The sequence below is a fragment of the Paraburkholderia megapolitana genome (assembly GCF_007556815.1).
Lineage (GTDB): Bacteria > Pseudomonadota > Gammaproteobacteria > Burkholderiales > Burkholderiaceae > Paraburkholderia > Paraburkholderia megapolitana.
In genome coordinates this window covers 1983306-2010151 of record NZ_CP041745.1, presented here as the reverse complement: position 1 = coordinate 2010151, position 26846 = coordinate 1983306, and the positions used below count along the sequence as shown (strand labels likewise).

Below are 26846 nucleotides of genomic sequence, written 5' to 3'. Positions count from 1 at the left end.
AACCGCCGGCCACGACCGGCGGTCAGTCCCGCTCACCTGCTCTCTCGTCTATCCGCACCATGTCCACCACTACGCCGCAGCACACCGACCACACGATCGACGGCGAACCGATCCCGACGCTCGATGACATTGCCACCCAGCACTTCGCGTTGACGCCCTGGGTGGTGCGCACGCCGGTGTTCGACCGGCTCGACTTTCCGTCGCTGGAAGACACGGTCATCAACTTCAAGTTCGAGTTGCTGCAAGCAGCAGGCAGCTTCAAGGCGCGCGGTACGTTCACGAATCTGCTCGCACTCGACGAAGCGCAGCGTAATGCCGGCGTAACCTGCGTGTCGGCCGGCAATCATGCAATCGCGGTTTCGTACGCGGCGATGCGCCTCGGCGTCAGTGCGAAAGTCGTGCTGTTCCGCTCGGCAAATCCGGCGCGGATCGCTTTGTGCAAGGCGTACAAGGCCGATATCGTGATGGCGGACAACCCGGCCGAAGCGTTCGAGTTCGTGCGTCGCATCGAGGCCGAAGAAGGTCGCTACTTCGTTCATCCGTTCAACGGCTATCGCACGGTGCTCGGCACAGCGACGCTCGGTTACGAATGGGCGACGCAGACGCCCGATCTCGACGCGGTCATCGTACCGATCGGCGGTGGCGGACTCGCGGCAGGCGTCTCGACCGCACTGCGCCTCGCGAATCCACATATCCATGTGTATGGCGTCGAGCCCGAAGGCGCGGATGCAATGAGCCGCAGCTTCGCGGCCAATCACACGATCAAGATGGGTCCGATGCAAGGCATCGCCGATTCGCTAATGGCACCGCACACCGAGCAGTACAGCTACGAATTGTGCCGACGTCATATCGATCGCATCGTCACCGTCAGCGACGACGCACTGCGTGCCGCAATGCTCACGCTGTTCGCGCAGCTCAAACTCGCGGTCGAACCCGCGTGTGCGGCCGCAACAGCGGCGTTGCTCGGACCGCTGCGCGAAACCTTGCAGGGCAAGCGTGTCGGGGTGTTACTGTGCGGTACGAATACCGATCCGCAGACCTTCGCCACCCACATCGAACGCGCCCGCACTCAACACTAAGCAGGCATCGAGCGTACGAAGCGCACACAGCTTGTAGCAAAAAACTACCCGTTCTCCTGATCGTTGGCTATTATTGCGCCATCGACATCAAGGAGGAATCCCAATGAGCATGTTCAAGGAGTTCAAGGAATTTGCCCTCAAGGGCAACGTAATGGACCTCGCGGTTGGTGTGATCATCGGCGCGGCGTTCTCTACGATCGTGACTTCAATTGTTAAAGACCTGATCATGCCGGTAGTCGGTGTCGTGACGGGCGGCCTCGATTTCTCGAACAAATTCATCCTGCTCGGCCATATTCCCGACAACTTCAAGGGCAACCCCGATTCGTACAAAGACTTGCAGACTGCGGGCGTCGCTGCGTTTGGCTACGGCTCGTTCATCACGGTGTTGATCAACTTCATCATCCTCGCGTTCATCATTTTCCTGATGGTCAAGTTCATCAACAACCTGCGCAAGCCCGCTGCGGATGCGCCGCCGCCGGCTCCGGCCGAAGATGTGCTGCTGCTGCGCGAGATTCGCGATTCGTTGAGGAATCGTTGAGAAATCCGCGCTAAGCGTGCCTGGTCGCTAGTCGACAAACCCGCAGGCAAAAGATTGGCCCGCTGTACGCGATGCGTCAGCGGGCCTTTTAACGCGTGCGAGCGTTGTGCACTCGCATCGATGATGAAATAGCGTCAGCGTGACGCGCCGCCGGCCGCTGCCGGTGCGTGGTTCTCCCCTGCCTTCAGGTTCGCCGTGCTTTCGATCAGCTGTTCGAGCTGCGAGAAGTTAACCGGTTTGGTCAGATGCGCATTGAAGCCCGCCGCGAGGCAGCGGCGCACATCTTCATCGGTGCCGAAACCGGTCAGCGCGATCGCTGGCACATCGGAATGCTCGCGATACGCCTTGATGAAATCGATCCCCGTGCCGTCCGGCAGCCCCACATCGCTGACGACGAGATCGAACACCCCTACACGTGTCGCAGCGAGCGCATCGGCCACACAACCGACCACGGTCACGTCGTGCCCCAACCCGCGTATGAGTTGCGCCATCACTTCGGCGGTATCGACGTGATCCTCGACGAGCAGAATGGTCAGCAGCTCCGGCGGATGTTCCTCGCTTGTCGTCGCCACGACGGGCTCTTCGACCGGCGGCTCGGCTGTCGGCATCGTGATCGCGAACGTCGCGCCACAGTGCGCGCCCGGGCTGCGCGCGGTCACGGTACCGCCGTGCGCGTCGGTCAACGCTTTGGTGATCGCTAGTCCAAGACCGAGCCCGCCGAACTGCCGCGTCATGTTCTGGCTGCCCTGCTCGAACGCATTGAAGAGCTTGCCGATCTGTTCGGGTTCGATACCGATGCCGGTGTCCTCGATCGAGATCTGTATATGCATGCGCTCATCGGACGTGCGCACATAGATGTGGCCACCGTCCGGTGTGAACTTCGCGGCGTTGCGAATCAGGTTCCATAGCATCTGCTGCAGTCGCGCGCGATCGGCGAGCACGTAGTGATGTTGCGCATGCTTCTCGACATGCACGTCCTGTTCCTTGACCTGGATTTCGCTGCGGAACAGTTCAAGCACACTGTCGATTACTTCATGCACATCGACCGTTTCCAGCGACAGACGCAGCTTGCCGTTCGCAACGCGCGTGAGATCGAGCAGATCGTCGATCAGCCGCGCCTCGAGTTCGATGTTGCGGCGGATCATCCGCACGCTGGAGCGCGCGCTGTCCGGCAGCTCGGCAAGCATTTCGAGGATGCGCGTGCCGGCCAGCACCGGTGTGAGCGGCGTGCGTAGCTCGTGCGAGAGCATCGCGAGAAAACGGTCTTTCGCCCGGTTTGCTTCTTCGGCGTTTTGCCGCGCGGCCTGCTCGGAGGCAAGCAGTTGCTCGCGCTCTTCGATCGCCTCGCGCTGCTGATGCACGTCCGTGCAACTGCCGAACCACTTGCTGACCACGCCGTCCGCGTCGCGCATCGCGACGATCCGCGCATCGAACCAGCGGTAAGCGCCGTCATGACGACGAATCCGCAGTTCATGCCGATAATCGACGGCGCCGCTGCGCACGGTTTTCAGCCAGGTCCGGCGAATCTCGTCGCGATCTTCCGGATGAACTGCATCGAGCCATGCGAGCCCTTGCGACATGCTCTCGCTCAGGCCCGTGTATTCGAGCCACTGCTTCGACAGGAAATCGCAATTGCCGTCGGCGTTGCAGGTGAGCACAAGGTGCGGCAGCGCTTCTGACAACGTGCGGTAATGCGCTTCGCGATCGCGCAGCAACAGCGCTTCTGCCGATGCCTTCTGCAACCGCACCTGCAACAGCACACGTTCGACCGCTTCGGGCAGGTAGTCGAGGTAGTCGCCCGATTTCGGCACGACATCCGACACCCCGGCGCGCAATGCTTCGATCACGCGCGACTCGTCGGTGAAACCGGTCACGAGGATGGCGGGAATGCGAATGCCTTCGGCACGCAGGCGCCGGAAGAAATCGAGCCCTGTCTCGGGACCGTCGAGCTGATAGTCGAGCACGAGCAGATCGGGCTCGCCTTCGGCGATACGCGCGCGGGCGTCGCCGACCGAGCGGCTCGCGGCTACCCGGCAGCCGGCGCGCTCGAGCGACTTGCGCGCAAGCCGCAGAATGCCCTCGTCGTCATCGACGACAAGCACAAACGCGGGCGAATGCGTGGAAACGTCTTCGGTCATGCGGGTTCTTCCATCTTGCGCTTACGGCCTCGAAAGGGGATGCCCGGGCGGCAGCTTCACCACCTGCAGGAAAAAGCCGAGGCGGCGCACGGCCTCGATAAACGCGTCGTACTCGACCGGCTTGGTGATGTAGACGTTGCATCCGAGTTCGTAGCAGCGGGCGATTTCGCGCGGATCGTCGGTTGTGGTCAGCACGATCACCGGCACCGCTGCCGTGGATGGCGACGTCTTCAGACGGCGCAGCACCTCGAAACCGTCGACGCGCGGCATCTTCAGATCGAGCAGCACGACGAAATTGGTCAGCTCGCGAGGTGCGGGACGCCCGGTCGCGTCGTCGGCTGCGGCCGGATCGCCGAAGAAATAATCGAGCGCTTCCTGGCCGTCCGAGAAACGCAGGAAGCCGTTCGAAACGCCTGCACGTCGCAGGTTACGTTCGACCAGCGTCGCGTGTCCGTCGTCATCCTCGATCAGGATGATGCCAACGGTTTCACCATTTGTTGCCATACTGGCTCCAGGACTGCTGTCTGTCTGCGTCACGATCGTCGTTGAATAGGTCATGCGATACGCACCGGTTGTTCTGGCAAGACAATGAAGAAGGTCGAGCCCGCCCCTTCCGCCGATTCCACCCACACCCGCCCGCCATGCCGCTCGACGATCCGCCGCACCAGCGCGAGGCCGATGCCGTCGCCCTTGGCGACGTCGCCGTGCAGACGCTGAAACGCGCGGAACGTTTTCGACATATAGGCCGCGGGAATCCCGAGCCCGTTGTCGCGCACGTAGTACGTGCGCGTGCGCGGCACGCCCGGTTGCGGCACGTCGACGACGCCCGGCTCCAGCGCACCGACTTCGATACGGCCTGGCCGGCTGGGGTCGAGGTAGTTCACCGCATTGCCGATCAGGTTGCTGAAAATCTGTTCGATTGCCGACGGATCGCCCCACGCGGGCGGCAGGTCGCGCACCGTGACGAGCGCCGCGCGCTCGCCGATCGCCGCCTGCAGCGTGTCGACCACCTTGGCCACTGCCCGCCCGACGCTCACGCGCTGCCACTGGTACTCGAGCCGCCCGGCGCGCGAAATGCGCAAGAGTGCATCGATGATCGCCGCAGCGCGAGTCACCGCCGTGCGCAGAAACTGCAGCGACTCGCGGATATCGCCGTCGAGCACCCGCGTCAACCGCCGGTGCTCGTTCTCCGGCAGTCGTGCCGCATCGACGACGCTGTTCAGCTCATCGCAGGATACCTGCAGCTCTTTCGAAAACCCTTGCAGGTTCACGAGCGGCGAGCGCAGATCGTGCGACACGCTGTAGATGAACATCTCGTTGTCCTGGGTTTCCTGGCGCAATTCCTCGTTGACACCGGCCAGTTCGGCGGCGCGCGCTTCGAGGCGCGATTTCAGCACCGCCTGGTCGCGCTCGGCGACCCGCAGCCGCGCGCCGGTCCGATGCAGCACGGCGTCGAGCGAGGCGATTTCGTCGTTGCCCGAGAGCGGCGGCATCAGCGGCTCGCCGTCGCCGAGACGCTCCGCGTTGCCGGTCAGCACATCGAGCCGGCGGCCGATATTGCGCGCGAAAGCCGCCGCGGTGGCCGCCCAGATCAGCATCGAACCGACCACTGCGGCGATCAGCGCATATTGCTGGCGCGTGCGGGTTTCGTTCAGCGACTCGCTGCGTTGCGCATCGAGCCGCGATTCCTCGGCGATCAGCGCATTCAGCTCGTCATTGAAGATAGCGATCTGCGCCGGCATGTCGCGACCTTCGTCGGCGGTAAACGGGCCGATGTTGCGGCCGTCGTGGAGCGCCTGCGAGATCTCGGTGGCCTGCTTGCGATACGCCTCGATAGCGGCGCGCATGCGCTGGACCCGCGCGGTCTGCTGCGGCGTATCGGCCACCAGTTGTTCCAGATGGGTCAGGCGGTCGGACAGATCGACCCATACCGCATGGCGATCGATGAACGATGCATCGCCGACCACGATCCCCGTCCTCACCCGGGCGGCCTGACGCAGCAGCGGGTCGATCACCGAAGCCGCCTGATAGAGGATCTGCTTGCTGTTGGTCGACCACTGCGCGGCCTGCGTCGTCTGTTCCTGCGCGTCGAATACGACCCCGAGCAGCGCCAGTTCGACCGCGCTTGGCACTGCGATCAGCAGCAGACCCTTCGTGAAAAGTTTCATGTACGCCTGACAGACCTTTTAGCCGTTTGTCGGCCGCGGCGGCATGGCCGCGCGCCGAAGGCGGATCTCGAAGCCCTGTCGCGCTGCGGCACCTTGCGCAGCGCCGTCGGGACGACGCCAATTATCGACGCGAATTTGAGATATTTCAATGTGCGCCGGACGGGCGCTGGAGCACAGAAGCCGTGCTTTTTTATCGGTGACGGAAGACATACTTCGGCGCGTGAGTCTATGATGAAGACAGCGGTACAGGGAATGCGAAGGTGTGCGGGGTGCCGGTTCGGCATGGTTCGCACGGCGACAGTAGTCCGACTGGGTCGCCGCGAGCGGTCGAATCGTCGTGAATCCGGCATTTTCGTATGCTATAAAAGATCGACGTGCGGCGCGCGAAGCCGGGAGTGGTCGCATGAGGACGCTGCGTTTTTTGCAATTCTTTTTCAGGCGAATTTTTATGTCCTTCCCGAAGAAGCGTAGGCGCGCGAAGGCGGACGGCGACGAGTCGTTCCTCGCCGTGCTGAAGCATTTCAAGCCGTTCGGCCAGCTCGACACGAAAATCACGCGGGCCCGTGCACAGGACGAGCCGGTGCTTTATGCACATGTGCTGCCGGGGCTCGACGTGCTGTTGTGCAGCGTCCGCGGGGCACAGCCGCCGTACCCGGCCGTGGCGGAACTGCGCCGCCGCTGCATCGAATCGATTGCCAACGCGCTGGAACAGCCGCTCGATGGCCTCGAGAACGGCGGTTACTGGTACGAAGCCGATGGTTTCGGTTTTCTGGTGTTCGCGAGCCGTGCACGCAGCCGTGTGCTGCCCGAATTCGGTGCAACCCGCGCGGCTGGGGGTGGCGCGCGGCGTGGTGTGAGGCGCAACGCGGCAGGAGATGCTACGCCGCGCTCGCTGCGCTGAGACGCGCGCGCCGTAGCCTGTCGGCCCCCGCCAAGCCGCGCCTCTGGGCTGTCAGATCCGGCAAGTTCTCCAACGCCTCAAAGCACGACGCCCCGTTACCGGGGCGTCGTCGTATCGGGCATCCGCAGCGCTGCTACGCCGCGGCGATCAACTTCCCTTGTATGCGGCGGCGTCGGCGGGTGCCGGTGTGCGAGCCGTGGCGGGCTTGGCCGCACCGGCCGGCGATGCGCCGGGCGCTCCCTTGAGCGGCGGCTTCGGTTTTTCCTTCTGCCCCGGCGGCGGCGCGACCGGCTTGCTGTTCACCTGAGCCAGCAATTCGCTGCATGGTAAGGCCTTGTTGTTGCTCGGTGCGATCAGCGGAATCAGCGCGGCGAACGGATTGAGCAACCCCAACCCGACCATCGCGCCGCCGCGCAGCGCCAGCGCGCCCACGTCCACGCCGACATGCGGGTCCTTGAACGTGCCCTTCACATACAGCGGCGAACGTAGCGAAAAGATGCGGAAGCCCTTCGTGTGCGGATGGACGCCGAGATCGAGCGACTCGTCGCGCAGGTCGATGTGGCCGTCGATATTGATCACCGCATCGTCGGTATCGAGCGCAAATACGCGCGCATCGAGCACACCGTTGGTCGCGACGAAATCCGCCGCCGCGCAATTGATCTTCACGTCCTTGCCGCCGAACAGCTTCTCGTAGACCACATTCGCGACGTTCAGCCCCGCTGCCTCCATGAGCAGGCGGCTCACCGTGCCCTGCGTCACGAGCGTCTTCACCTCGCCGTTCGACGTCGCGGCAAGCGCCGCCGGCGAGTTGCCGGTAGCCGACAGCGCCGCATCGCCGTTGATTTCGCCGAGCGCGCTCTGCATCGTCTTGAAGGTCGGGAACAGCTGCTTGAGCTTCAGGTGGCGCGCCGACGTCGATACGCGTCCCTTCAGCGGCGTCGAGCTGCCATCGAGATGAATGTCGGAGCTAAGCGTTCCGCCCGCCACACCGAAGCGCAGCGGCGTCAGCGACAGCACGCCGTCGGTCATCACGATATGCGTGTAGAGGTCGGTGATCGGCAGATCCGCGTCCTTGACGATGCGCCGGCCCGTGAACTTGACGTCGGCGTCGATTGCTTTCCAGCGATCGGTACGGAACTGCTCGACCGGCAGCACCCTGCCGGCCGGCTGCTGCGTGGTGTCGCCGCGCTTCGCTTTGCTCGCCTTGCTGTCGGCGCCGATGATCGGTGCAAGATCGGCGAATTGCAGCAGGTTCGACACCAGTTCGCCCTGTAGCAGCGGCCGCGGCTCGCGCTGCGTATAGCTCAACGTACCGTTCAGATCGCTGCCGCCAACCCGGCCCGTAAAGTTTTCATAGCGGAACGTGCTGGCGCCGCGGCGGAACTGGCCGATCAGGCGGCCATCGGTTGCGTAAGGCGGGGTATCGGGCAGGGTCACGCCGGTCAGCGCATACAGATGCGCCATGCTCGTACCTTGCAGCCACAGGCGCAGGTCGAGTGCGGCGAGGTGCGCCGGATCGGTCAGCGTGCCGACCAGGGCGACGCGCAGGTCGCCGGCCTTCACGTCGGCCTGGATCGGGAATGGCCGGTCCGCATCCTGCAGCGCCAGCACACCGCCTACCTTGCCGCTACCGGACAGCGGCGTGTGGTTGTAAGTCCCTTTGATGGTCCAGCCGAGCGAATACGCCTGCACGTCCGGTTTCGCCGAGCGCGGTGCCGTGGTTGCGCTTGCGGAAGAAGCCGTGGACGCGGTCTGCGCTCCAACTGCCGCGCCGGACACTGCTGAAGACGCCGAAGCGGTCTGCGTGCCCGTCGTTGCGTCGGACACCCCTGAAGCCGCCGTGGCTTCCGACGCTGCCGCAGCCGATGCCTCCGAAGCCGCTGCCGCAGCCGTTGCCGCCGCAGACTGCGCCGCCAGCCGTCGCGCCCCCTGCTTGCCGACCACCTGCGCCGACGCACTGCGCGACGCCGCCTCCTGCTGCTTCATCACCTCGCCGACCGGGATCGGCTGACCGAGCGTATCGATCGTCACCTTCACATCGGTCTTCGACTTCTGGTCGGCCAGCGCGACATAGCCTTTCGAAAACACGATGTCGTGCAGATCGAGCTTCCACTCGGAGGGCCCGGACGACGCCGGCAGTTTGAAGGTCCAGTTATTGCGGTTATCGACAAGCCGTTCGAGGTCCACCGACGGATTCACGAGATTGATGGAAGGAATGACGATGTCGTGCGCAAGCAGCGGCAACACCTCGACCTGGAAATCGATCTCATCGAGGGTCGCGAAATGCGGCTGTTTCGTCCAGTCCGGATTGGCCACCGTGATATTGGCCGCCGAGAAACGCGGCCACGGCACCCACGCACGCCAGCCGATCTCGCCCACCGGGTGTTGCCAGTCGACCTTCAGATCGCCCTCGATCGCAAACGGCCGGCCAATAGCCTGACTCACTTTGTCGTTGACCCAGGGACGCGCGTGATTCCAGTCGAAAGTCACGATGAAAACGGCCAGCGCAGCCACCAGAACCACGATAATCGCCAGCAGCCATGCGATGATCTTGCCAACCGTTCTTCCGAGGTTGAGCGACGACACCATGAAAACTCCCTTGTTTTTCTGATAACCGGTAGGACAGCACAGCCCGTGCCCGGTTCGCACCAATATCCGCCCCGCACTGCAAAAGGCGCACCAGCCCAGCCCCCATGACTTCCGCGTCCCCTCTCGTTGCAGCAACCGACATCGCGCGCCGCGATCCGCAGCACGGCCGCTGGCTTCTGCATCCGGCCAGTCTCGCGCTACATGGCGGCGAGCGCCTGTCGATCACCGGGCCGTCGGGTTCGGGCAAGAGCGTGTTCCTGCGTGCGCTCGCACTGCTCGATCCGCTCGACGGCGGTCATGTCGAGTGGCACGGCAAACGCGTCGCGCGCGCAGCCATTCCGCGCTATCGCCGCAGCATCGCCTATATTCGTCAGCGGCCGGCGCTGCTCGACGGCACCGTCGAAGACAACCTGCGTTATCCGTTCACACTGCGCGCCTACCGCGACCTGCAGTTCGAGCGCGAGCGTGTCGCATCGCTCGCGCTACAGGCCGGCCGCGACAACGATTTCCTCGACCGGCGGGCAAGCGAGCTGTCCGGTGGCGAAGCGCAGATTGCTGCATTGATCCGCGTGTTGCAACTCGACCCTGAAGTGCTGCTGCTCGACGAGCCGACTGCTTCGCTCGACCCGGCATCATCGCATGCGATCGAGGGACTCATAGGCGCATGGTTCGACGCTGGCACAGCGAGAGACACGGCGCGTGCCTCGGTATGGGTATCGCACGATCCCGCCCAGGCCGAACGCATGAGCGAACGGCATCTGAGCATGCAAGCGGGTGTGCTCGATGAAGCTCCTCTGATTTCCCTGGACCGCGAGCGCGCCACACGATGATGCTGCAGAACCTCAGTCTCTGGGATGTCGGGATCGCGGCGCTGCTGATCGTCGTGAACGGTGCGCTATCGGTGGCGCTGAAGCTCGATCTCGAACGCAAGCTCGCCTGGGCCGCATTACGCACTGTCGTGCAGTTGCTGGCGATCGGTTATGTACTCGGCTGGGTCTTCAGCTACGACCGCTGGTTCGTCGTGCTACCGCTGATGGCGCTGATGACGCTGATCGCCGGCTTCGCGGGCGCACAACGCGGTCCGTGGACCTACGTGGGTCAGCGTGCCGACAGCATCGTGTCGATCTGGGTCAGTTCGTGGCTGGTGGCAGCGGTTGGCCTCTTCCTCGTGATCCGGATTCGTCCGTGGTACGAGCCGCAATATGCGATTCCGATACTCGGCATGATTCTCGGCAATACGCTCACTGGGGTATCGCTGGGTATCGAGCGGATGATCGATGAACTGACCGCGCGGCGCGACCGCGTCGAGATGGCGCTCGCGCTCGGCGCGACGCGCTGGGAAGCGGCGCAGGAACCGGCACGCCAGGCCGTGCGTGCAGGCATGCTGCCCACGCTGAACCAGATGGCCGTTGTCGGCATCGTGAGCCTGCCCGGCATGATGACGGGCCAGGTGCTGGCCGGCCAGTCGCCGTTGCAGGCAGTCCGCTATCAGATCGTCATCATGTTTCTGATCGCGGCGTCGTCGGCGCTCGGCACCGTCGGTGCCGTGCTGCTCACATACCGGCGCGTGTTCTCGCCGGAGCATCGTTTTCTTGCTTCCCGGCTGGTGGAACGCAGCACGTCAGCGCGCCGTTGATGCAGTGTGCGCGCTAGCGTTTGGCCGACAGCACGATCTCCGTGCCGTCGCTGAGCGTGACCGCTTTGGTGCTGCCACTGGTCGGCATCGTGAAGCGGACGATCTGACTCGTCATCAACGCATTCGGACACTTCAGCGTCTTGCCCGCCTGGGTCACGCTCTTCGTGCCACGCGGCGTCTGCGCCTGAAAATTCAGTTGGACAGTCGCGGTACCGTCAGCACCGACGACCGGCGCAAGGCGCACCTGAATCTGCCGGATCATGGCGCCGTTCGCATCGAGCGGTAGCGACGCGTAGTCGGGACAGGCCTCGGGAGCGGCAACCGGACCGCCTGGCGGCACGGTCTTCCATGTGTAATCGTCGGACTGGCCCGAGCGGATCGTGCGCGTGTCCTGCGCGTTGCCGAACTGCTTCGAGGTGATCTTCAGCGTGTAGCGGATCGGGCCATCGAGTGCGGCCTGGGACGTGATCTTGATCGGCGTCGCCGCGAGCGCGGAAGACGAAATCGTGACAAGCGCGCAGGCAAGGCAGGCGGCAGAAATAGCAGCAACGGCGGAAAGTCTGAAGCTCGGGCTCATACTGTCACCTCGTTGTTGTGCCGCTGCGCGGTCCGTCGAGGTCGCGCAGCCGTTCTTAAGCATGAAGCCCTGCCAGTCTACCGCCAAGCGACGGCTTGCGCGCCTCGCGTGGATCAGGTGTTACCCCGCTTGCGGCGGCGTCGTTTCCCGTTTTGCGTTTGCCATTTCCGGGTAAGCGACGCCGTGCCGCAAGCACGTTAGCGACCCAACATCAGAACCCGCTCAGCACCAGCTTGCCGATCGCGCGCCCTTCCTCGAGCATCCGGTGCGCGCGCCGCACGTTGTCGGCATTGATCGGGCCCAGGTTCTCGCCGACGGTCGTGCGCAGCGTGCCTGCATCGACGAGTCGCGCCACTTCGGTCAGCAGCTTGTGCTGTTCGATCATGTCGGGTGTGCCGAACATCGAGCGCGTGAACATGAATTCCCAGTGGAACGCCGCGCTCTTCAACTTCAACAGTTCGATCTCGACCGGCTTGCTGTTCTCGACGATCGTGCAGATGCCGCCCTGCGGTTTCACCACCGCTGCCGCTGCGGGAAAATGCGTGTCCGTATCGTTGAATATCAGCACATAGTCGACCTGCTCGATACCGAATTGCTTCAACTGTGCGGGCATGTCGCCGAAGTGATCGACGATATGGTCCGCGCCCAGTTCGGTGGCCCACTTCGCCGACGCTGGCCGCGACGCGGTTGCGATCACCTTCAGCTTGCCGAGCTGCTTCGCGAGCTGGATGCCGATCGAGCCGACCCCACCCGCCCCGCCGATGATCAGCACCGAGCGCCCTTCATCCTCGCCCTGCGGCGATACACCAAGCCGGTCAAATAGCGCTTCCCACGCGGTGATTGCGGTGAGCGGCAACGCGGCAGCGTGTGCAAAATCGAGTGAAGCCGGCTTGCGCCCGACGATGCGCTCGTCCACCAGGTGATATTCGCTGTTCGCACCGGGCCGCGTAATGCTGCCCGCATAGAACACCGGATCGCCGACCTTGAACAGCGTCACCTCGGGACCGACTGCGGCGACCGTGCCGGCCGCGTCCCAGCCGAGCACGCGCGGCGTTTTCTCGACGGCGTCCTTCGGCGAACGCACCTTGTAATCGACGGGATTCACGGAAATGGCCTCGACCTTCACGAGCAGATCGCGACCGCTTGCCTGCGGTTGCGGCAGTTCGACGTCGAGCAGCGCTTCGGGGTGATCGATGGGCAGATAGCGATGCAGACCTATGGCTTTCATGACAGCTCCTGTTTCTTGATGCGGATCGATAAGGATGGGGACGCCAGGACCGGCAGCGCCTGGGGTGACAAGTGCGCGTCGCCGATCCGATGAATGCCATCGTAAGACCTTGGTTATTCTTTGAAAACAGTCATAATTACTGAAACATTTTTTTGATTTTCAGAATAATGGCGCTTTCCCCTGCTTCCCACACCGAACGCGACCGGCTCGATCTGCTCGATGTCGCGTTGTTCACGCGTGCCGCGCTGCTTGCCAACGTATCGGCTGCGGGGCGGGAATTCGGGCTGTCGGCGGCAGTGGCCAGCGCGCGGATCGCCCAGCTCGAACGGCTGCTCGGCGCGCGGCTGCTGCATCGAACCACGCGCCGCATCAGTTTGACCCAAGACGGTGAAGTCTTCATGGTGCAGGCGCGGACGCTGCTCGATGCGGCCGACGCGGCGCGCGCATCGGTTGGACGGGCACAGGCCGAGCCGCAGGGGCGGCTGCGCGTCGCCATGTCGTCGTCGTTTGGGCGGCAACATGTGTCGCCGGTCATACCCGAGTTCCTGCGTCGTCATCCGGGCGTGAGCGTCGATCTGCGTATCACCGATCAGCTTGTCGATCTCGTCGACGCCGGCATCGATGTCGCGATCCGGCTCGGCGCGCTGAAGGATTCGTCGCTGGTTGCGCGCCGGCTCGCCGAGAACCGGCGTGTGATCTGCTGCTCGCCCGCGTATCTGGCCGAGCGCGGCACGCCGCATCATCCATCTGATCTCACCGAGCACGAATGCATCGTGTTGTCGAATCAGCGCGACTGGGGCTTCGTCACACCCGCGGGTCATCTCAATGTGCGCGTGAGCGGCCGCCTCGACGTCGACAACGGCGAAGTGATCCGCGACGCGCTGCTGGCAGGCTTCGGTATCGCGCTGAAATCGACCTGGGATGTCGCGCCCTACCTGCGCAGCGGCGAACTCGTCGCCGTGCTCGACAGCTATCCGCTCGCGGAAACCGTTGCGATCTGGGCCGTCTACCCGAGCCGCGCGTTCGTGCCGCCCAAGACCGTGGCATTCATCGATTTCATCGCCGCGCATTTCGGCGATCCGCCGTATTGGGATCGCGAGCCTGGCGCTTAGGCGCGGCCCGGTTGCGCCGCGCCGACCCGGTACAATGCCGGATTGCCTGTTGTCACGCGCATCCTGCGCCTGGCTGGCCCACTCCGCGTCCCTGCCCCGCGTCTTCATGAACCTCGTCATCCAAAGTCTCACGCCAATCGGTCCGGAACATCACAAGCCGCTCGTCGGGCTTGCACGTGGCAAACATGCGACGGTCATCGATACGCAGGCGATCCGCATCGACGGCGCCGACCCTGCGCAGCGCGGCGATCTCGACGTGTACTGTCACACGCACGAACTCGACTATGCGTTCGTCGAGCCGGGCAAGCACCTGCGCGACTTTGGGCTGTTGACGATGGACATGGATTCGACGCTGATCACGATCGAATGCATCGACGAGATTGCGGATTTCTGCGGCCTGAAGGCGGAAGTCGCGGCCATTACCGAGGCATCGATGCGCGGCGAGATCAAGGACTTCAACGAGAGCCTGACGCGCCGCGTCGCATTGCTCAAGGGACTCGACGCAAGCGCGCTCGAACGTGTCTACGACGAGCGGCTGCAGCTATCGCCGGGCGCGGAGCGAATGCTGGCCGGCGTGAAAGCCACCGGCCTGAAAACCCTGCTCGTGTCCGGCGGCTTCACGTTCTTCACCGAGAAACTGCGTGCGCGCCTCGGCCTCGATTTCACGCACGCGAATACGCTTGAAATCGTCGACGGCAAGCTGACGGGTCGTGTCACCGGCGAGATCGTCAATGCGGAAGTGAAAGCGCGGACATTGCGCGACACGTGCGCGCAACTCGGCATCGAGCCGTCGCGCGCGATTGCGATGGGCGACGGTTCAAACGACCTGAAGATGATGGCAGTAGCCGGACTATCGGTTGCGTTCCGCGCCAAGCCCGTCGTGCGCGAAGCGGCCAGCGTTGCATTCGATCACGTTGGGCTCGACGGGCTGCTGCGGTTGTTCTGATACGGCGGGCGGGCCGGCCGTTTTACGGATACGCATACCGGGCCCTCGCGTATCGCCCTACGTCAGCGCGACGAGACGCGCTTCGATATCCGCGCGCAGGTCGGCCTCTTCCTCAAGACCGATAAAGAAACGCACCAGCGTGCCGCGATGCGGCCATTGCGCCTCGGTGCGCATCGAGGCGATGTCGTACGGCATCGCAAGACTCTGCGCGGCACCCCAGCTCCAGCCTATCGCAAACAGTTCAAGCGACTCGCAGAACGTATCGATCTGCGCGGCGCTATAGCGTTCATCGAACACCACCGAGAACAACCCACCTGCGCCGCTGAAATCGCGCTTGTAGAATTCGTGACCCGGACAGTCGGGTAGCGCGGGATGCAGCACCGCGGCGATCTCCGGCCGCGTCTTCAGCCACTGCGCCAGCGCGAGCGCGGTGCGGTCGTGCTGCTCGAAGCGCACCTTCATGCTCGGCAGGCTGCGCAGGACCAGCGAGCAGTCGTCGGCCGACACGCCGATACCCATGCGCATGCGCGCAAGTTTCAGCTTCAGATGTAACTCGCGATCGACGGTGATCGTCGCGCCCATCAGCACATCGGCACCGCCCGACTGATACTTCGTCAACGCCTGCACCGAGATGTCGACGCCGTGATCGAACGGGCGAAACGCAAGCCCCGCCGACCACGTGTTGTCGATCGCAGTCACGACGCCGCGTGCGCGTGCGGCTGCGGTAATGGCCGGCACATCGGGCACTTCCATCGTCACCGAACCGGGTGCCTCGATCCAGATCAGCCGTGTGTTCGGCAGGATCAGATCGGCGATGCCCGCGCCGATCATCGGATCGTAGTAGCGCGCCGTGATGCCGAAATCTTTCGCGAGCCAGTCGCCGTGGTCGCGGTTTGGCGAATACACGTTGTCGGGAATCAGCACGTCGTCGCCGGCCTTGACGAGGCCGAAGTACACGTTCGAGATCGCCGACAATCCTGACGGCTGCAGCAGCGCATGATTGCCGCCTTCGAGCGCGGCAAGACGCTGCGCGAGCGTCATCGAGGTCGGCGTGGCGTGCAGGCCGTAGCGCCATGCGGCATCGTTGCGCCAGTCGAGTGCGCGCATCGTTGCAAGATCGGGAAACACAACCGTCGATGCACGCGTCACCGGCACCGAGAACGAGGCGTAGCCCGGCGGCAGATCGTCCTCCGGATGCACGATGCGCGTTTGCAGCTCGTGGCTGGAATGGGATTTCGTCATGATGGAATTTGGGTTGGATCTTCTTCAGGGACTGCAGGCGACGTCGCGCGACGTGTGCAACGCGGGTTCATTCGCCGGTGGTCAGGTTGCTGACACCGCCGACGGGCTGGGCGCCTGTCTTCGCTGCAGTTGCAGATGCGCCTGCGGTTGCCGGTGACGGCGCGGTTTGCCCCGCCGCAAGCGGGCGCAGATCGAACGGTTGCGGATCGGAATCGTCGACGTTCATGCGGTCGCCGGCCAGCGACCCGTCGGCGGCGAACTTGCCGACCCAGTTGCCGGTGATATGCGTGCCATCGTTGGATTCTTCGACCTCGAGCGTATCGTTGTCGCGGTCGCCGGCGATCAGGATCACTTCGCCGGTATCGGCGAACTGGTATTCGCCGTGTACGCCGGATGGGTCGTCGGTTTTCGGGCCGAGCCGCAGTACGATCTGCCGCTTGCCCAGCGTGCCTGCATAGCGCGGAAATTTTGCGAATTCCACACTGGGTTTCAGCGGTAGCTGGATGGGTGCGGGAGCGGCCAGTTCCTTGACTGCATCGCTTTGCGCCCATGCGTGAACCGGCATGGCGAGCGCGACGAGCACGGCACAGGCGACGCACGCTGCAGCCGTCGCATTCACCCTCCATCCGCGCGGCGCTCCGGCCTGCTTCATCGATCCTGAATCCTGCATGCTTGTCTTCCTTGCTTGCTTTTGACTGCGCGACGGCCTGCCTGCGCAACCGCCTCGCAACCGGTCAGAGCCGTTCGAATATCGCAGCGATGCCCTGCCCGCCGCCGATACACATCGTCACGAGCGCATAACGTCCGCCGATACGTTGCAGTTCGTACAGCGCCTTCACGGTGATCAGCGCACCGGTCGCTCCGATCGGGTGACCGAGCGAAATGCCCGAGCCGTTCGGATTGACCTTCGCGGGATCGAGGCCCAGTTCCTGGGTCACCGCGCACGCCTGGGCGGCAAACGCCTCGTTCGCTTCGATTACGTCGAGATCGGCAACGGTCAGTCCCGCGCGTTCGAGCACCTTGCGCGTGGCCGGGACCGGGCCGATGCCCATGTAGGCCGGGTCCACGCCGGCATGCGCATAGGCGACGAGCCGCGCGAGCGGCTTGATGCCGCGTCGCTCAGCCACACTGCGCTCCATCAGCACGACCGCCGCGGCTGCATCGTTGATCCCCGATGCGTTGCCCGCTGTCACCGTGCCGTTTTCTTTTGCGAACACAGGGCGTAGCTTCGCGAAATCGTCAGCGGTCGCGTTCATACGCACATGCTCGTCGGTTACGAAAAGCGTATCGCCCTTCTTCGATGCGAGCGAAACCGGCAGGATCTGCTCGGTGAAGTAACCGGACTCGATTGCGTGTGCCGCGCGGCGGTGCGACTCGAGTGCCAGGGCATCCTGCGCATCGCGGCTAATGCCGTATTTCTGCGCGACATTTTCTGCGGTCACGCCCATGTGAATCGACTGGAACGGATCGTTCAGCGCGCCGAGCATCATGTCGACGATGCGCGCATCGCCCATGCGCTGTCCGAAGCGTGCGGCCGGCATCGTGTACGGCGCACGGCTCATGTTCTCGGCACCGCCGCCGATCGCGATATCCGCATCGCCGAGCAGGATGCCCTGCGCCGCCGACACGATGGCCTGCAGGCCGGAGCCGCACAGACGGTTCACCGTGAGTGCGGGCGCATGCTGCGCCACGCCGCCGTTGATGGCCGCCACGCGAGCGAGGTACATGTCTTTCGGCTCGGTATGCACGACGTTGCCGAATACGACGTGGCCGACTTCGTCGCCCGCGACGTTCGCGCGCGACAGCACTTCGCGCACGACCCGCGCGCCGAGATCGGTGGGAGAGAAATCCTTCAGGCCACCGCCGAAGTCGCCAATTGCGGTACGTACGCCGCTTGCCACCACCACGTCACGTTGCATGATTCGCTCCTCGCTCTCTCAGTTTCAGGTTGATCTGCCTGGTTGATCCGAATACTGTGTCTCGCGCCGTGAGGCGCGGCGTCTGATGTGTCGTGTCGGTTTGCCAGCGCCTGCCCGACGGTTGCGCGATCGTCCTAGACCTCGCCCCACAGATCGTGGCCATCCGCACCGGTGATCTTCACCGACACGAAATCGCCGACCTTGTAGCGCTTCGATGCTTTCTTCGCCGGCTCGATATACACCACGCCGTCGATCTCCGGCGCATCGGCCGCGGTCCGGCCCACGCCGCCTTCTGCATTCAACTCATCGACGAGTACCTTCAACGTCTTGCCGACCTTGCGGGCGATACGCTGCGCCGACACTTCTTCTGCGACTTCCATGAAGCGCGCGCGACGCGCTTCACGCACCTCGTCGGGCAACGCACCGTCGAGTTCGTTCGCGCTCGCGCCTTCCACCGGCGAATAGGCAAAGCATCCCACGCGATCGAGTTCGGCCTCGCGAATAAAGTCGAGCAACGTCTCGAACTGCGCTTCGGTTTCGCCCGGAAAGCCAGCGATAAACGTGCTGCGGATAGTCAGATCCGGGCAGATCTCGCGCCACGCACGCACGCGCTCCAGCACTTTTTCCGCGTTCGCGGGACGCTTCATGCGCTTGAGCACCTCGGGATGCGCGTGCTGGAACGGCACATCGAGATACGGCAGCACGTGGCCCTTCAGCGGGCCTTCGGCCATCATCGGAATCACTTCGTCGACGCTCGGATACGGATATACGTAGTGCAGACGGACCCACGCACCGTACTGCGCGGCGAGTTCGCCGAGCGCACCGACCAGATCGGTCATGCGCGTCTTCAGCGGGCGGCCGTTCCAGAAACCGGTGCGGTACTTCACATCGACGCCGTATGCGCTCGTGTCCTGCGAGATGACGAGCAGTTCTTTCACGCCCGAGCGGAACAGGTTCTCCGCTTCGAGCATCACCTCGGCAACCGGGCGCGAGACGAGATCGCCGCGCATCGACGGGATGATGCAGAACGTGCAGCGGTGATTGCAGCCTTCGGAGATCTTGAGGTAGGCATAGTGGCGCGGCGTGAGCTTGATGCCCGCGGCCGGCACGAGATCGACGAACGGGTCGTGCGGCTTCGGCAGATGGTTATGCACTGCCTGCATCACTTCGCCGAGCGCGTGCGGGCCGGTCACGGCCAGCACCTTCGGATGGACTTCTTCGATCAGACCCGAACCGCTCGCGCTCTTTTTTGCGCCGAGGCAGCCGGTCACGATCACCTTGCCGTTCTCGGTCAGCGCTTCGCCGATCGCATCGAGGCTTTCCTGCACGGCTTCGTCGATGAAGCCGCAGGTGTTGACCACGACGAGATCGGCACCGTCGTAGGTACCGGAAATTTCATAGCCTTCGGCGCGCAGCTGCGTGATGATCTGCTCCGAGTCGACCAGGGCTTTGGGGCACCCGAGGCTAACGAACCCCACTTTCGGCGGGGAAACGGGCTTGGGATTGGATTCCAGGTGGGTTTTCAACGGTCACATCCAGTTCTGTACGGGGGGCCGACCGGCGGTGCCGGTGGCTGGGGAGTTGCGCTATTTTACCTTCGTGGCGCAGAGTGATCCGTTGAATCGGGAAAAGCGTCGTGCCGGGATTTTTTTGACAGGTTGTGGGCACCTGTGCGTCGTGAATGATCGCGTGTGCATCTCGCCTCATCTGGCACCGACGATCCGCACCAGCGTTTCTTCCAGCGGACTCCGATCCGCGGCACGCTTGGCGTCGGTGCGCCGTGCCAGGTTGCCCAGTTTGTGCCGCACGGCCGGTAGTTCGGCAGCGTGCGGAAGTCCGATTAGATCGAAGTCTGGCCGCTCATCTTCGATGGATCGCAAAAACGCACACGACGGCTCGTCCAGCCACCCGGCCACACGCGACAACAGGTGCTCATGGATGACCAGCAAGGCTTCGGCTTCGACAGGTTCAGCCGTCATACCCCTGAAGTGAGCCTCGAAGGTCGCTGTGAAATCCGCAGGCATGCGAGGCGCCAGCATCTCCCAGGCAGGCTTGGGGCTACAGGTGAGATAGACGAGGAAGGTCCGCCAGAGCACCTGATTCGCCCGTTCGTCTTCCAGCAATAAACCGACATCGAAAAGATCGCGCGGATGCTGTCTCGACAATGCCGCCGCCAGCTTGCCAGCATAGAGATCGGCGAAGTTCAGCACCTGCACCGAAGCAAAGCCAAATACCTCCTGGACCCTCGGGCGTACCACCATGTCCCGCGCGGGATGAACCGTGCCGCGCATCACCGGCGTCGTCTCGATCTGGACACGCGCACGACCACGACTGGCCACCAGCCGGGTGACACCTGCGCCCTCGCCCGCCGACAATTGCACCTGCAACTGCAGGGGCCGGGCACGCAACATATCGGCCAGCCGCCCAAGTGCTTCAGCAATGAGCCTCGCGTCCTCGGCATAGTCATGCACCGGCAACCAGGCTAGATCAATGTCTACCGACAACCGGGGCAGGTCGTGCTCGAAGAGGTTGATCGCCGTACCGCCTTTGAGCGCAAAGCATGGCTCCTGCGCGAGCACCGGCAAAATCTCGACGAGCAGTCGTACGCGGTCGGTGTAACGGCGATCCCAACGATCAAGCCAGGTGTTCATCGAGGTCCCCCGGCAAGGTAATCTGGTAAATCGGATGCAAGCGGCCGCCAGGCACTAGCGAGCGTTTTCCCCGCCCCAGATCGACGCTATCCAGCGGCACATGCGACAGCCATGCATGCCGATGGCGCTCGGCCAACGCCAGGAACAGCCGTTTGGCCTTGATGCTGCGGCAATGGCGCAGTAACAAACCGACCCGCTGCGGCCGCAGGGTGGTCATCGCCTGCATCAGCTCATCCACCTCGTAGATCAAGGCAGCGTCCGACACGTCATCGCACAACTCCAGGATGGCGCGTTCCGGCGTGGAACAAACCAGCGCATCGGCGCCGGGCGCGGCCTGATGCCACGCCAGCCCCTGGTCGGACAGCGCCGTCGCCAGTACCTCCGCCGTGAACGAGACCGGCGGCCAATCGAATGGCCCCTTGCCCAGATACTCGAAGCGCTGCGCCAAAGACAGATTGCCCAGCCATGCCGGTGGCCGCTGCCCCCCATACAGGGTGATCGTGCCGGCATCGCCTAGACGCAGGTAGTGCTCGTGCCCCTGCAGGCTTAGCGCATAGCGCCCCCCCACGTGCAGCGGCATGCCCTCGCCGACCTGCAGGCTACGAACCACGCCTTCCCACTGCAGGCGCCCACCCTTGCGCATGTAGACGCCGCGCGTCGGTGACACCAGCCAGCCGCTGCGCACGTAGCGCGCGACGAGGCTGTTAGAGTAGCCATGAACCCTCAACCAGCGACTCGACACCAGGCTCGTATCGCCCAGTTCGGCCAACAGCAGGTTTAATTTTCCTGTATTTTGATCACTCATAGTGCTCAAAATACACTTTCTTTAAACTTTCGCCAAGTCGTGGTGGTTTGATCAGGAAGAAAAAAGATCACCCAGAGTGATCTTTTTTTGAGAAAGATAAACCAGATGTCAGTCAAGCTGCACTGGGCACAAGGGAATCCTCCGGCCCCTCCTCACCCTTACAACGTCGAGTTGGCTTATTTCGACTGCCTTATTGAGGCCAGTTGAAGCTGACGAATGCCACTTTCGGCGGAGAAACGGACTCGGGTTTGCTATTTGATTTCCGTCCACACCGCGAAGCATGACGCGCGCAATCCAGCGCGTCATGTCCGCCCAGTGCACTCAAGGAAGGAGAAGAATGGGCGCATCACGCCCAACCGGAGTCGCAGGCGGCCTACTGCAGCCGCGCCGGACCGACATCATTACAGCGCCACACCACTCACTTCTTCTCAGGCTCCGTGCTACTCGACGCCGGCTGCGTAAACGGAAAATTGCTGAACATCGATTTCGCCTGGGTCTGCATCTGCTCCTGCATCTGCACGAACATGTTCTTCGACTGCTCGATGTAGCTGGTCATCATGCCTTGCATCATCGGTGCCTGCATGTTCATGAACTGCGACCAGACCTCCGGGTTCATCGCCTTGCCTTCAACCAGGTTCTTCGACTGGTCGGCGAGCTTTGCCTGAATATCGATGAATGCCTGAATGTTCTTCTCCAGGTAGGTGCCCATCATGCCCTGCATAGCGTGGCCGTAGAAACGGATGATCTGCGACAGCATCGATGATGAGAACATCGGCAGGCCGCCGCTTTCCTCTTCGAGAATGATCTGCAGCAGGATGGCCCGCGTCAGGTCTTCGTTGCTCTTCGCATCGATGACCTTGAAGTCTTCCTGATCGAGCACGAGTTGCTTGACGTCGGCCAGCGTGATGTACGTGCTCGTCTCCGTGTCATACAGCCGACGGTTCGGATATTTCTTGATGAGTCGTTCGGCCGTCTTCTTTGTAGTAGTCGTCATGTAACGCCCTTGAGCGCCGATAAAGCGCAATGACGACGCCCTGCCACACGCAACGGATCATTGCGCGCACGAGACGCCGCCGGAAACATCTGAACCATCCGGCGCCCACCCACGACGGGCGCCGCATGGATCAGCCCATATGCAGGCCACCGTTCAGCGAAAAATCGGCGCCCGTCGAGAAACCCGCTTCGTCCGATGCCAGCCACGAGACGATCGAACCGATTTCTTCCGGTTGCCCAAGGCGTCGCACCGGAATCGTCGCAACGATCTTTTCGAGCACGTCGGGGCGGATCGATTTCACCATGTCCGTGCCGATGTAGCCCGGCGAAACGGTATTCACCGTCACGCCCTTGGTGGCCACTTCCTGCGCCAGCGACATCGTGAAACCGTGAATGCCCGCCTTCGCGGTCGCATAGTTGGTCTGCCCGAATTGCCCTTTCTGGCCGTTCACCGACGAGATGTTGACGATACGGCCCCAGCCGCGCTCCACCATGCCGTCGATCACCTGCTTCGTCACGTTGAAGAGGCTCGTCAGGTTCGTGTCGATCACGGCCGTCCAGTCTTCGCGCGTCATCTTGCGAAACACGACATCGCGCGTGATACCGGCATTGTTCACGAGCACGTCGATCTCGCCGACTTCGGCCTTGACCTTGTCGAACGCATCTTTGGTCGAATCCCAGTCGCCGACATTGCCTTCCGACGCGATGAAATCGTAACCGAGCGCCTTCTGGTCTTCGAGCCACTTGACGCGACGCGGACTGTTCGGACCGCAGCCGGCCACGACTTTCAGGCCCTCCTTGTGCAGACGCTGGCAGATGCTCGTGCCGATGCCGCCCATCCCGCCTGTTACGTACGCAATTCGCTGAGACATAAACCACACTCCATTATCGTTTTGCGAGGCTGCCGCCCGGCAACCTCCGTCCTCGCCTTTACTGCCCAGCCACTCCCCGTTGCTTCAGGGGCGCGGCTGCATCCTGCTTCGAGTGCGCCCGCAGTGCACGGACGCGCTCTTCATCGAATTACACGCGTTCGACGGCCAGCGCCACACCCATGCCGCCGCCGATGCACAGCGACGCGAGGCCGCGCTTTGCATCGCGCTTCTGCATTTCATGCAGCAGCGTCACGAGAATACGGCAGCCGGATGCGCCGATCGGATGGCCGATTGCGATTGCGCCGCCGTTCACGTTGACCTTCGACGTGTCCCAGCCCATCTGCTGATGCACCGCCAGCGCCTGCGCGGCAAACGCTTCGTTGATTTCCATCAGGTCGAGATCGCCGGGCGTCCAGCCGGCACGCTCGAGACAGCGGCGCGAAGCCGGCACCGGGCCCATGCCCATCACCTTCGGATCAACGCCCGCGCTCGCATAGGCCTTGATCCGCGCGAGCGGCGTGAGGCCAAGCGCTTCCGCCTTCTTCGCCGACATCACGATCACCGCGGCCGCGCCGTCGTTGAGCCCCGACGCATTCGCCGCCGTCACGGTGCCTTCCTTCGTGAACGCCGGCTTCAGACCCGCGAGCGATTCGGCCGTGACGCCGTGGCGCACGAATTCGTCGGTGGCGAAGCGCAGCGGCTCGCCCTTGCGTTGCGGAATTTCGACCGGGACGATTTCAGCATCGAAACGGCCGGCTTTCTGCGCGGCCTCTGCCTTGTTCTGCGACAGCGCTGCGAACGCGTCCTGCTGTTCGCGTGTGATGCCGTATTCCTTTGCGACGTTCTCCGCGGTAATGCCCATGTGGTACTGGTTGTACACATCCCACAACCCGTCGACGATCATCGTGTCGATCAGCTTCGCATCGCCCATGCGGAAACCGTCGCGCGAACCCGGCAGCACGTGTGGTGCCGCACTCATGTTTTCCTGGCCACCGGCGATCACGATGTCGGCGTCGCCGGCAATGATCGCGTTAGCCGCGAGCATCACCGCTTTCAGGCCGGAGCCGCAGACCTTGTTGATCGTCAGGCCCGGTACCGCGGTGGGCAAGCCGGCCTTGATCAGCGACTGTCTCGCCGGGTTCTGGCCGGAGCCCGCGGCCAGAACCTGACCCAGGATCACTTCACTGACCTGCTCGGGCTTCAGGCCCGCGCGTTCGAGAACTGCACGGATTACCGTGGCGCCGAGTTCGGGTGCGGCGATTTTCGCAAGCGAACCGCTGAATTTGCCGACTGCCGTACGGGCGGCCGATACGATCACTACATCAGTCATTTCCGTTTCCTCCGGGTGCTGCGGCCAGTCGCTCCGCCACCCGTCAAGTTAAAAAACCACCCACTTCTCTATGTCCGCGTCGGCATGCAGTCGGCGCTCAAACATTCCTTTGCTTCAGTCGCGCTTTTGCACATAGCGTCCAGGCGCCGCCTCGATGACGGGGTAGTCAGCGGAACCGGCCTGTGCAGGCGGCTTCACCTTCTTGCCGCCGTACTGGTCGAGCCACTGGGTCCATTCGGGCCACCAGCTGCCGGGGACCTCTTCGGCCGCTTCGAACCAGCCGTCGGCGGTGTCGGGCAGCTTTTTGTGGCCGCTCTTTGCCGTCTTCGCAGCGGTCTTGCCGGTGCTTTTCGCTGTTTCGTTGTCAGAGTCCTTCACCACCCAGTAGCTGCGCTTGTTCTTGGCCGGCGGATTGATCACGCCCGCGATGTGTCCCGACGCACCCAGCACGAAATGCCGCGGCCCGGTGAGTAGCGGCACCGATGCATAGGCTGTCTTCCACGGCACGATGTGATCTTCGCGCGAACCGTAGACGAAGGTCGGTACATCGATACGCGACAGGTCAACCGCTTCGCCGCACACAGTGAGCGCGTTGGGTTCGCGCAAGCGATTTTCGAGGTAGGTATTGCGCAGATACCAGACGTACATCGGTCCGGGCAGTCCGGTCGAATCGCTGTTCCAGTACAGCAGGTCGAACGGCACCGGCGTGCGGCCCTTCAGGTAGTTGTCGACGACGTAGTTCCATACCAGATCGTTCGGACGCAGGAACGAGAACGTATTCGCGAATTCGAGGCCGCGCATCAGGCCCGGCTGCGACCCGTTCTTTCCGCCGATCGTCTGTTCGCGCATTTGCACATGCGCCTCGTCGACGAAGACATCGAGCACACCGGTGTCCGAGAAATCGAGCATCGCGGTGAGCAGCGTCATCGACGCCGCGGGATGCTCCCCACGCGCCGCCGCAACCGAGAGCGCCGTAGCGAGCATCGTGCCGCCGACGCAAAACCCGAGCGTGTTGATCTGCTCGCGCCCGCTGATACGACGCACCGTTTCGATAGCAGTGAGCACGCCTTCGTCGACGTAGTTGTCCCACGTCTTGTGCGCAATCGATGCGTCCGCATTGCGCCACGAAATCATGTACACCTGATGGCCCGAGTCGAGCCCGTGCGCGACGAGCGAGTTCTCCGGCTGCAGATCGAGAATGTAGAACTTGTTGATGCACGGCGGGACGATCAGCAGCGGCCGTTCGCGCACGGTTGCCGTGCGCGGCTTGTACTGGATCAACTGGATGAGATCGTTCTCGAACACCACCGAGCCCTCGGTGTTCGCAAGGTTCTTGCCGACGACGAAACCCGATTCGTCGGTCTGCGAAATCTTGCCGCGCTGCAGGTCATTCAGCAGATTCTGCACGCCGTGCCGCAAGCTCTCGCCCTGACTGTCGAGCAAGGTCTTCTGCGCCTCGGGATTGAGCGCGAAGAAGTTGCTCGGCGAAGCGGCCGCGGTCCACTGCTGGACCGCGAAGCGAATGCGTTCGCGCGTCTTCGGTTCTGCGTCGAGCGCATCGACGAGTTCGTGCAGATAGCGCGCATTCAGCAGATACCATGCGGCCGTGAACGCATAGGCGGGTGTCTCGCTCCATGCCTGCGCGCTGAAGCGGCGATCTTTGAGTGCGGGGACCTGCGGCTTCGCTTCAGATGCCTGCTGGATCAACTGCATCGCTTCGCGCGAATAGTCGCCCTGCAACTGCTGAAGACGCTCCTGCGGAATCGATGCGGAAGGCAGCTTCAGCCCCGCGAGCGGTTGCATGAACGGCTGCAATGTAGCGGCGAACTGGCTCAGATCGGGCATCGCCGCAAACGGCGACATGGGGGACGTGGCTGACATGGGTGAGGCACCGTTCGCCCCAGCCTGCCCGGCAACCGACTGCCATGCTTTCATCCAGGCGTGGAACCATTGCTGTGCGCCCGCAGATTGCTGCGGTTGCGACTCGCGGGCTGATGTATCCGTACGGGAAGAATTCGGGGATTGTTGTGATGCAGCCATACCTGCTTTAGACCGGTGAGTCCTTGCGGACGGTTGAGAGGCAGGTTTCTCGCGCACGTGGGCGATTGCTCGCGACCTCGTC

Annotated in this window: 23 protein-coding genes; 7 read left to right on the top strand and 16 right to left on the bottom strand. The window is 63.2% G+C overall.

All coding sequences use genetic code 11. From position 1 onward, the window contains the following. The first annotated feature begins 59 nt into the window (after positions 1–59). Positions 60–1079, top strand: a complete 1020-nt coding sequence (locus FNZ07_RS22435) for a threonine/serine dehydratase (RefSeq protein WP_091016532.1) — start codon at positions 60–62, stop codon at positions 1077–1079. A gap of 103 nt (positions 1080–1182) precedes the next feature. Continuing rightward, a complete protein-coding gene (gene mscL, locus FNZ07_RS22430; RefSeq protein WP_091016530.1) occupies positions 1183–1617 on the top strand; it encodes a large conductance mechanosensitive channel protein MscL in 435 nt (144 codons plus the stop codon). A 134-nt stretch (positions 1618–1751) separates the two neighbouring features. On the opposite strand, the gene FNZ07_RS22425 is transcribed toward mscL, so the two are convergent. Genes FNZ07_RS22425 through FNZ07_RS22415 form a run of 3 tightly spaced genes read right to left on the bottom strand, consistent with a single transcriptional unit; the run spans position 1752 to position 5923 of the window. Beyond that, on the bottom strand, positions 1752–3755 hold the full coding sequence (locus FNZ07_RS22425; RefSeq protein ID WP_091016527.1) for a hybrid sensor histidine kinase/response regulator: 2004 nt from the start codon (positions 3753–3755) through the stop codon (positions 1752–1754). A gap of 21 nt (positions 3756–3776) precedes the next feature. Continuing rightward, positions 3777–4259: a response regulator gene (locus tag FNZ07_RS22420; protein WP_091016525.1), complete on the bottom strand. Its 483-nt coding sequence runs from the start codon at positions 4257–4259 to the stop codon at positions 3777–3779. Positions 4260–4309: 50 nt separating this feature from the next. Beyond that, a complete protein-coding gene (locus FNZ07_RS22415) occupies positions 4310–5923 on the bottom strand; it encodes a sensor histidine kinase (protein ID WP_091016522.1) in 1614 nt (537 codons plus the stop codon). Between the two features lie 403 nt (positions 5924–6326). Here FNZ07_RS22415 and FNZ07_RS22410 point away from each other — a divergent pair, with 403 nt between their 5' ends. Continuing rightward, positions 6327–6824: a hypothetical protein gene (locus FNZ07_RS22410; RefSeq protein WP_091016520.1), complete on the top strand. Its 498-nt coding sequence runs from the start codon at positions 6327–6329 to the stop codon at positions 6822–6824. A 147-nt stretch (positions 6825–6971) separates the two neighbouring features. On the opposite strand, the gene FNZ07_RS22405 is transcribed toward FNZ07_RS22410, so the two are convergent. Then, complete coding sequence (locus FNZ07_RS22405) at positions 6972–9413, bottom strand: AsmA family protein (protein WP_091016518.1); 2442 nt, start codon at positions 9411–9413, stop codon at positions 6972–6974. Positions 9414–9517: 104 nt separating this feature from the next. On the opposite strand from FNZ07_RS22405, the gene FNZ07_RS22400 reads away from it, so the two are divergent. Next, entirely contained in the window at positions 9518–10243 is a 726-nt protein-coding gene (locus FNZ07_RS22400; RefSeq protein WP_091016515.1) for an ABC transporter ATP-binding protein, read from the top strand. Next, entirely contained in the window at positions 10240–11049 is an 810-nt protein-coding gene (locus FNZ07_RS22395) for an ABC transporter permease (RefSeq protein ID WP_091016513.1), read from the top strand. Before FNZ07_RS22400 ends, FNZ07_RS22395 begins: the two co-directional genes overlap by 4 nt. A gap of 13 nt (positions 11050–11062) precedes the next feature. Here FNZ07_RS22395 and FNZ07_RS22390 read toward each other — a convergent pair whose 3' ends face one another. Both FNZ07_RS22390 and FNZ07_RS22385 read right to left on the bottom strand, forming a co-directional pair. Continuing rightward, a complete protein-coding gene (locus FNZ07_RS22390; protein ID WP_091016511.1) occupies positions 11063–11626 on the bottom strand; it encodes a DUF6013 family protein in 564 nt (187 codons plus the stop codon). A gap of 211 nt (positions 11627–11837) precedes the next feature. Next, positions 11838–12854: a zinc-binding alcohol dehydrogenase family protein gene (locus FNZ07_RS22385; protein WP_091016509.1), complete on the bottom strand. Its 1017-nt coding sequence runs from the start codon at positions 12852–12854 to the stop codon at positions 11838–11840. A 167-nt stretch (positions 12855–13021) separates the two neighbouring features. On the opposite strand from FNZ07_RS22385, the gene FNZ07_RS22380 reads away from it, so the two are divergent. Continuing rightward, the gene (locus FNZ07_RS22380) at positions 13022–13966 is read left to right on the top strand and encodes a LysR family transcriptional regulator (RefSeq protein WP_091016506.1); all 945 of its coding nucleotides are present in this window, start codon (positions 13022–13024) and stop codon (positions 13964–13966) included. A 106-nt stretch (positions 13967–14072) separates the two neighbouring features. Further along, positions 14073–14912, top strand: a complete 840-nt coding sequence (serB, locus tag FNZ07_RS22375) for a phosphoserine phosphatase SerB (protein WP_091016504.1) — start codon at positions 14073–14075, stop codon at positions 14910–14912. Between the two features lie 57 nt (positions 14913–14969). Here serB and FNZ07_RS22370 read toward each other — a convergent pair whose 3' ends face one another. The 10 genes from FNZ07_RS22370 to phaC all read right to left on the bottom strand — a co-directional run bounded on the left by FNZ07_RS22370 (position 14970) and on the right by phaC (position 26764). After that, complete coding sequence (locus tag FNZ07_RS22370; protein WP_091016500.1) at positions 14970–16154, bottom strand: cystathionine beta-lyase; 1185 nt, start codon at positions 16152–16154, stop codon at positions 14970–14972. A 67-nt stretch (positions 16155–16221) separates the two neighbouring features. Then, entirely contained in the window at positions 16222–16824 is a 603-nt protein-coding gene (locus FNZ07_RS22365; protein WP_091016498.1) for a hypothetical protein, read from the bottom strand. Between the two features lie 64 nt (positions 16825–16888). After that, positions 16889–18073 (bottom strand): beta-ketothiolase BktB, encoded by a 1185-nt coding sequence (bktB, locus tag FNZ07_RS22360; RefSeq protein ID WP_091016496.1) that lies wholly within the window; start codon positions 18071–18073, stop codon positions 16889–16891. 134 nt (positions 18074–18207) lie between these two features. Then, positions 18208–19599 (bottom strand): 30S ribosomal protein S12 methylthiotransferase RimO, encoded by a 1392-nt coding sequence (rimO, locus tag FNZ07_RS22355; RefSeq protein ID WP_407670690.1) that lies wholly within the window; start codon positions 19597–19599, stop codon positions 18208–18210. 177 nt (positions 19600–19776) lie between these two features. Then, the gene (locus tag FNZ07_RS22350) at positions 19777–20724 is read right to left on the bottom strand and encodes a nucleotidyl transferase AbiEii/AbiGii toxin family protein (RefSeq protein ID WP_091016494.1); all 948 of its coding nucleotides are present in this window, start codon (positions 20722–20724) and stop codon (positions 19777–19779) included. Beyond that, positions 20708–21529: a type IV toxin-antitoxin system AbiEi family antitoxin domain-containing protein gene (locus FNZ07_RS22345; RefSeq protein ID WP_091016492.1), complete on the bottom strand. Its 822-nt coding sequence runs from the start codon at positions 21527–21529 to the stop codon at positions 20708–20710. The genes FNZ07_RS22350 and FNZ07_RS22345 overlap by 17 nt, the downstream gene beginning before the upstream one ends. A 418-nt stretch (positions 21530–21947) precedes the next feature. Continuing rightward, positions 21948–22523, bottom strand: a complete 576-nt coding sequence (phaR, locus tag FNZ07_RS22340) for a polyhydroxyalkanoate synthesis repressor PhaR (RefSeq protein ID WP_091016490.1) — start codon at positions 22521–22523, stop codon at positions 21948–21950. A gap of 130 nt (positions 22524–22653) precedes the next feature. After that, a complete protein-coding gene (locus FNZ07_RS22335) occupies positions 22654–23394 on the bottom strand; it encodes a 3-ketoacyl-ACP reductase (protein ID WP_091016488.1) in 741 nt (246 codons plus the stop codon). A 148-nt stretch (positions 23395–23542) separates the two neighbouring features. Continuing rightward, complete coding sequence (locus FNZ07_RS22330) at positions 23543–24724, bottom strand: acetyl-CoA C-acetyltransferase (protein WP_091016486.1); 1182 nt, start codon at positions 24722–24724, stop codon at positions 23543–23545. A gap of 114 nt (positions 24725–24838) precedes the next feature. After that, positions 24839–26764, bottom strand: a complete 1926-nt coding sequence (gene phaC / locus FNZ07_RS22325) for a class I poly(R)-hydroxyalkanoic acid synthase (RefSeq protein ID WP_091016483.1) — start codon at positions 26762–26764, stop codon at positions 24839–24841. Between the last annotated feature and the right edge of the window lie 82 nt (positions 26765–26846).

Excerpts from the sequence above, each read along its gene's own strand:
- FNZ07_RS22420 (WP_091016525.1), bottom strand. The coding sequence starts at position 4,259 with ATGGCAACAAATGGTGAAACCGTTGGCATCATCCTGATCGAGGATGAC.
- FNZ07_RS22390 (WP_091016511.1), bottom strand. The coding sequence starts at position 11,626 with ATGAGCCCGAGCTTCAGACTTTCCGCCGTTGCTGCTATTTCTGCCGCC.
- FNZ07_RS22395 (WP_091016513.1), top strand. The coding sequence starts at position 10,240 with ATGATGCTGCAGAACCTCAGTCTCTGGGATGTCGGGATCGCGGCGCTG.
- FNZ07_RS22350 (WP_091016494.1), bottom strand. The coding sequence starts at position 20,724 with ATGAACACCTGGCTTGATCGTTGGGATCGCCGTTACACCGACCGCGTA.
- phaC (WP_091016483.1), bottom strand. The coding sequence starts at position 26,764 with ATGGCTGCATCACAACAATCCCCGAATTCTTCCCGTACGGATACATCA.
- FNZ07_RS22435 (WP_091016532.1), top strand. The coding sequence starts at position 60 with ATGTCCACCACTACGCCGCAGCACACCGACCACACGATCGACGGCGAA.
- FNZ07_RS22335 (WP_091016488.1), bottom strand. The coding sequence starts at position 23,394 with ATGTCTCAGCGAATTGCGTACGTAACAGGCGGGATGGGCGGCATCGGC.
- FNZ07_RS22400 (WP_091016515.1), top strand. The coding sequence starts at position 9,518 with ATGACTTCCGCGTCCCCTCTCGTTGCAGCAACCGACATCGCGCGCCGC.
- FNZ07_RS22330 (WP_091016486.1), bottom strand. The coding sequence starts at position 24,724 with ATGACTGATGTAGTGATCGTATCGGCCGCCCGTACGGCAGTCGGCAAA.
- FNZ07_RS22410 (WP_091016520.1), top strand. The coding sequence starts at position 6,327 with ATGAGGACGCTGCGTTTTTTGCAATTCTTTTTCAGGCGAATTTTTATG.
- phaR (WP_091016490.1), bottom strand. The coding sequence starts at position 22,523 with ATGACGACTACTACAAAGAAGACGGCCGAACGACTCATCAAGAAATAT.
- FNZ07_RS22405 (WP_091016518.1), bottom strand. The coding sequence starts at position 9,413 with ATGGTGTCGTCGCTCAACCTCGGAAGAACGGTTGGCAAGATCATCGCA.
- FNZ07_RS22385 (WP_091016509.1), bottom strand. The coding sequence starts at position 12,854 with ATGAAAGCCATAGGTCTGCATCGCTATCTGCCCATCGATCACCCCGAA.
- serB (WP_091016504.1), top strand. The coding sequence starts at position 14,073 with ATGAACCTCGTCATCCAAAGTCTCACGCCAATCGGTCCGGAACATCAC.
- FNZ07_RS22365 (WP_091016498.1), bottom strand. The coding sequence starts at position 16,824 with ATGCAGGATTCAGGATCGATGAAGCAGGCCGGAGCGCCGCGCGGATGG.
- FNZ07_RS22380 (WP_091016506.1), top strand. The coding sequence starts at position 13,022 with ATGGCGCTTTCCCCTGCTTCCCACACCGAACGCGACCGGCTCGATCTG.
- FNZ07_RS22370 (WP_091016500.1), bottom strand. The coding sequence starts at position 16,154 with ATGACGAAATCCCATTCCAGCCACGAGCTGCAAACGCGCATCGTGCAT.
- bktB (WP_091016496.1), bottom strand. The coding sequence starts at position 18,073 with ATGCAACGTGACGTGGTGGTGGCAAGCGGCGTACGTACCGCAATTGGC.
- FNZ07_RS22345 (WP_091016492.1), bottom strand. The coding sequence starts at position 21,529 with ATGAGTGATCAAAATACAGGAAAATTAAACCTGCTGTTGGCCGAACTG.
- FNZ07_RS22415 (WP_091016522.1), bottom strand. The coding sequence starts at position 5,923 with ATGAAACTTTTCACGAAGGGTCTGCTGCTGATCGCAGTGCCAAGCGCG.
- mscL (WP_091016530.1), top strand. The coding sequence starts at position 1,183 with ATGAGCATGTTCAAGGAGTTCAAGGAATTTGCCCTCAAGGGCAACGTA.
- FNZ07_RS22425 (WP_091016527.1), bottom strand. The coding sequence starts at position 3,755 with ATGACCGAAGACGTTTCCACGCATTCGCCCGCGTTTGTGCTTGTCGTC.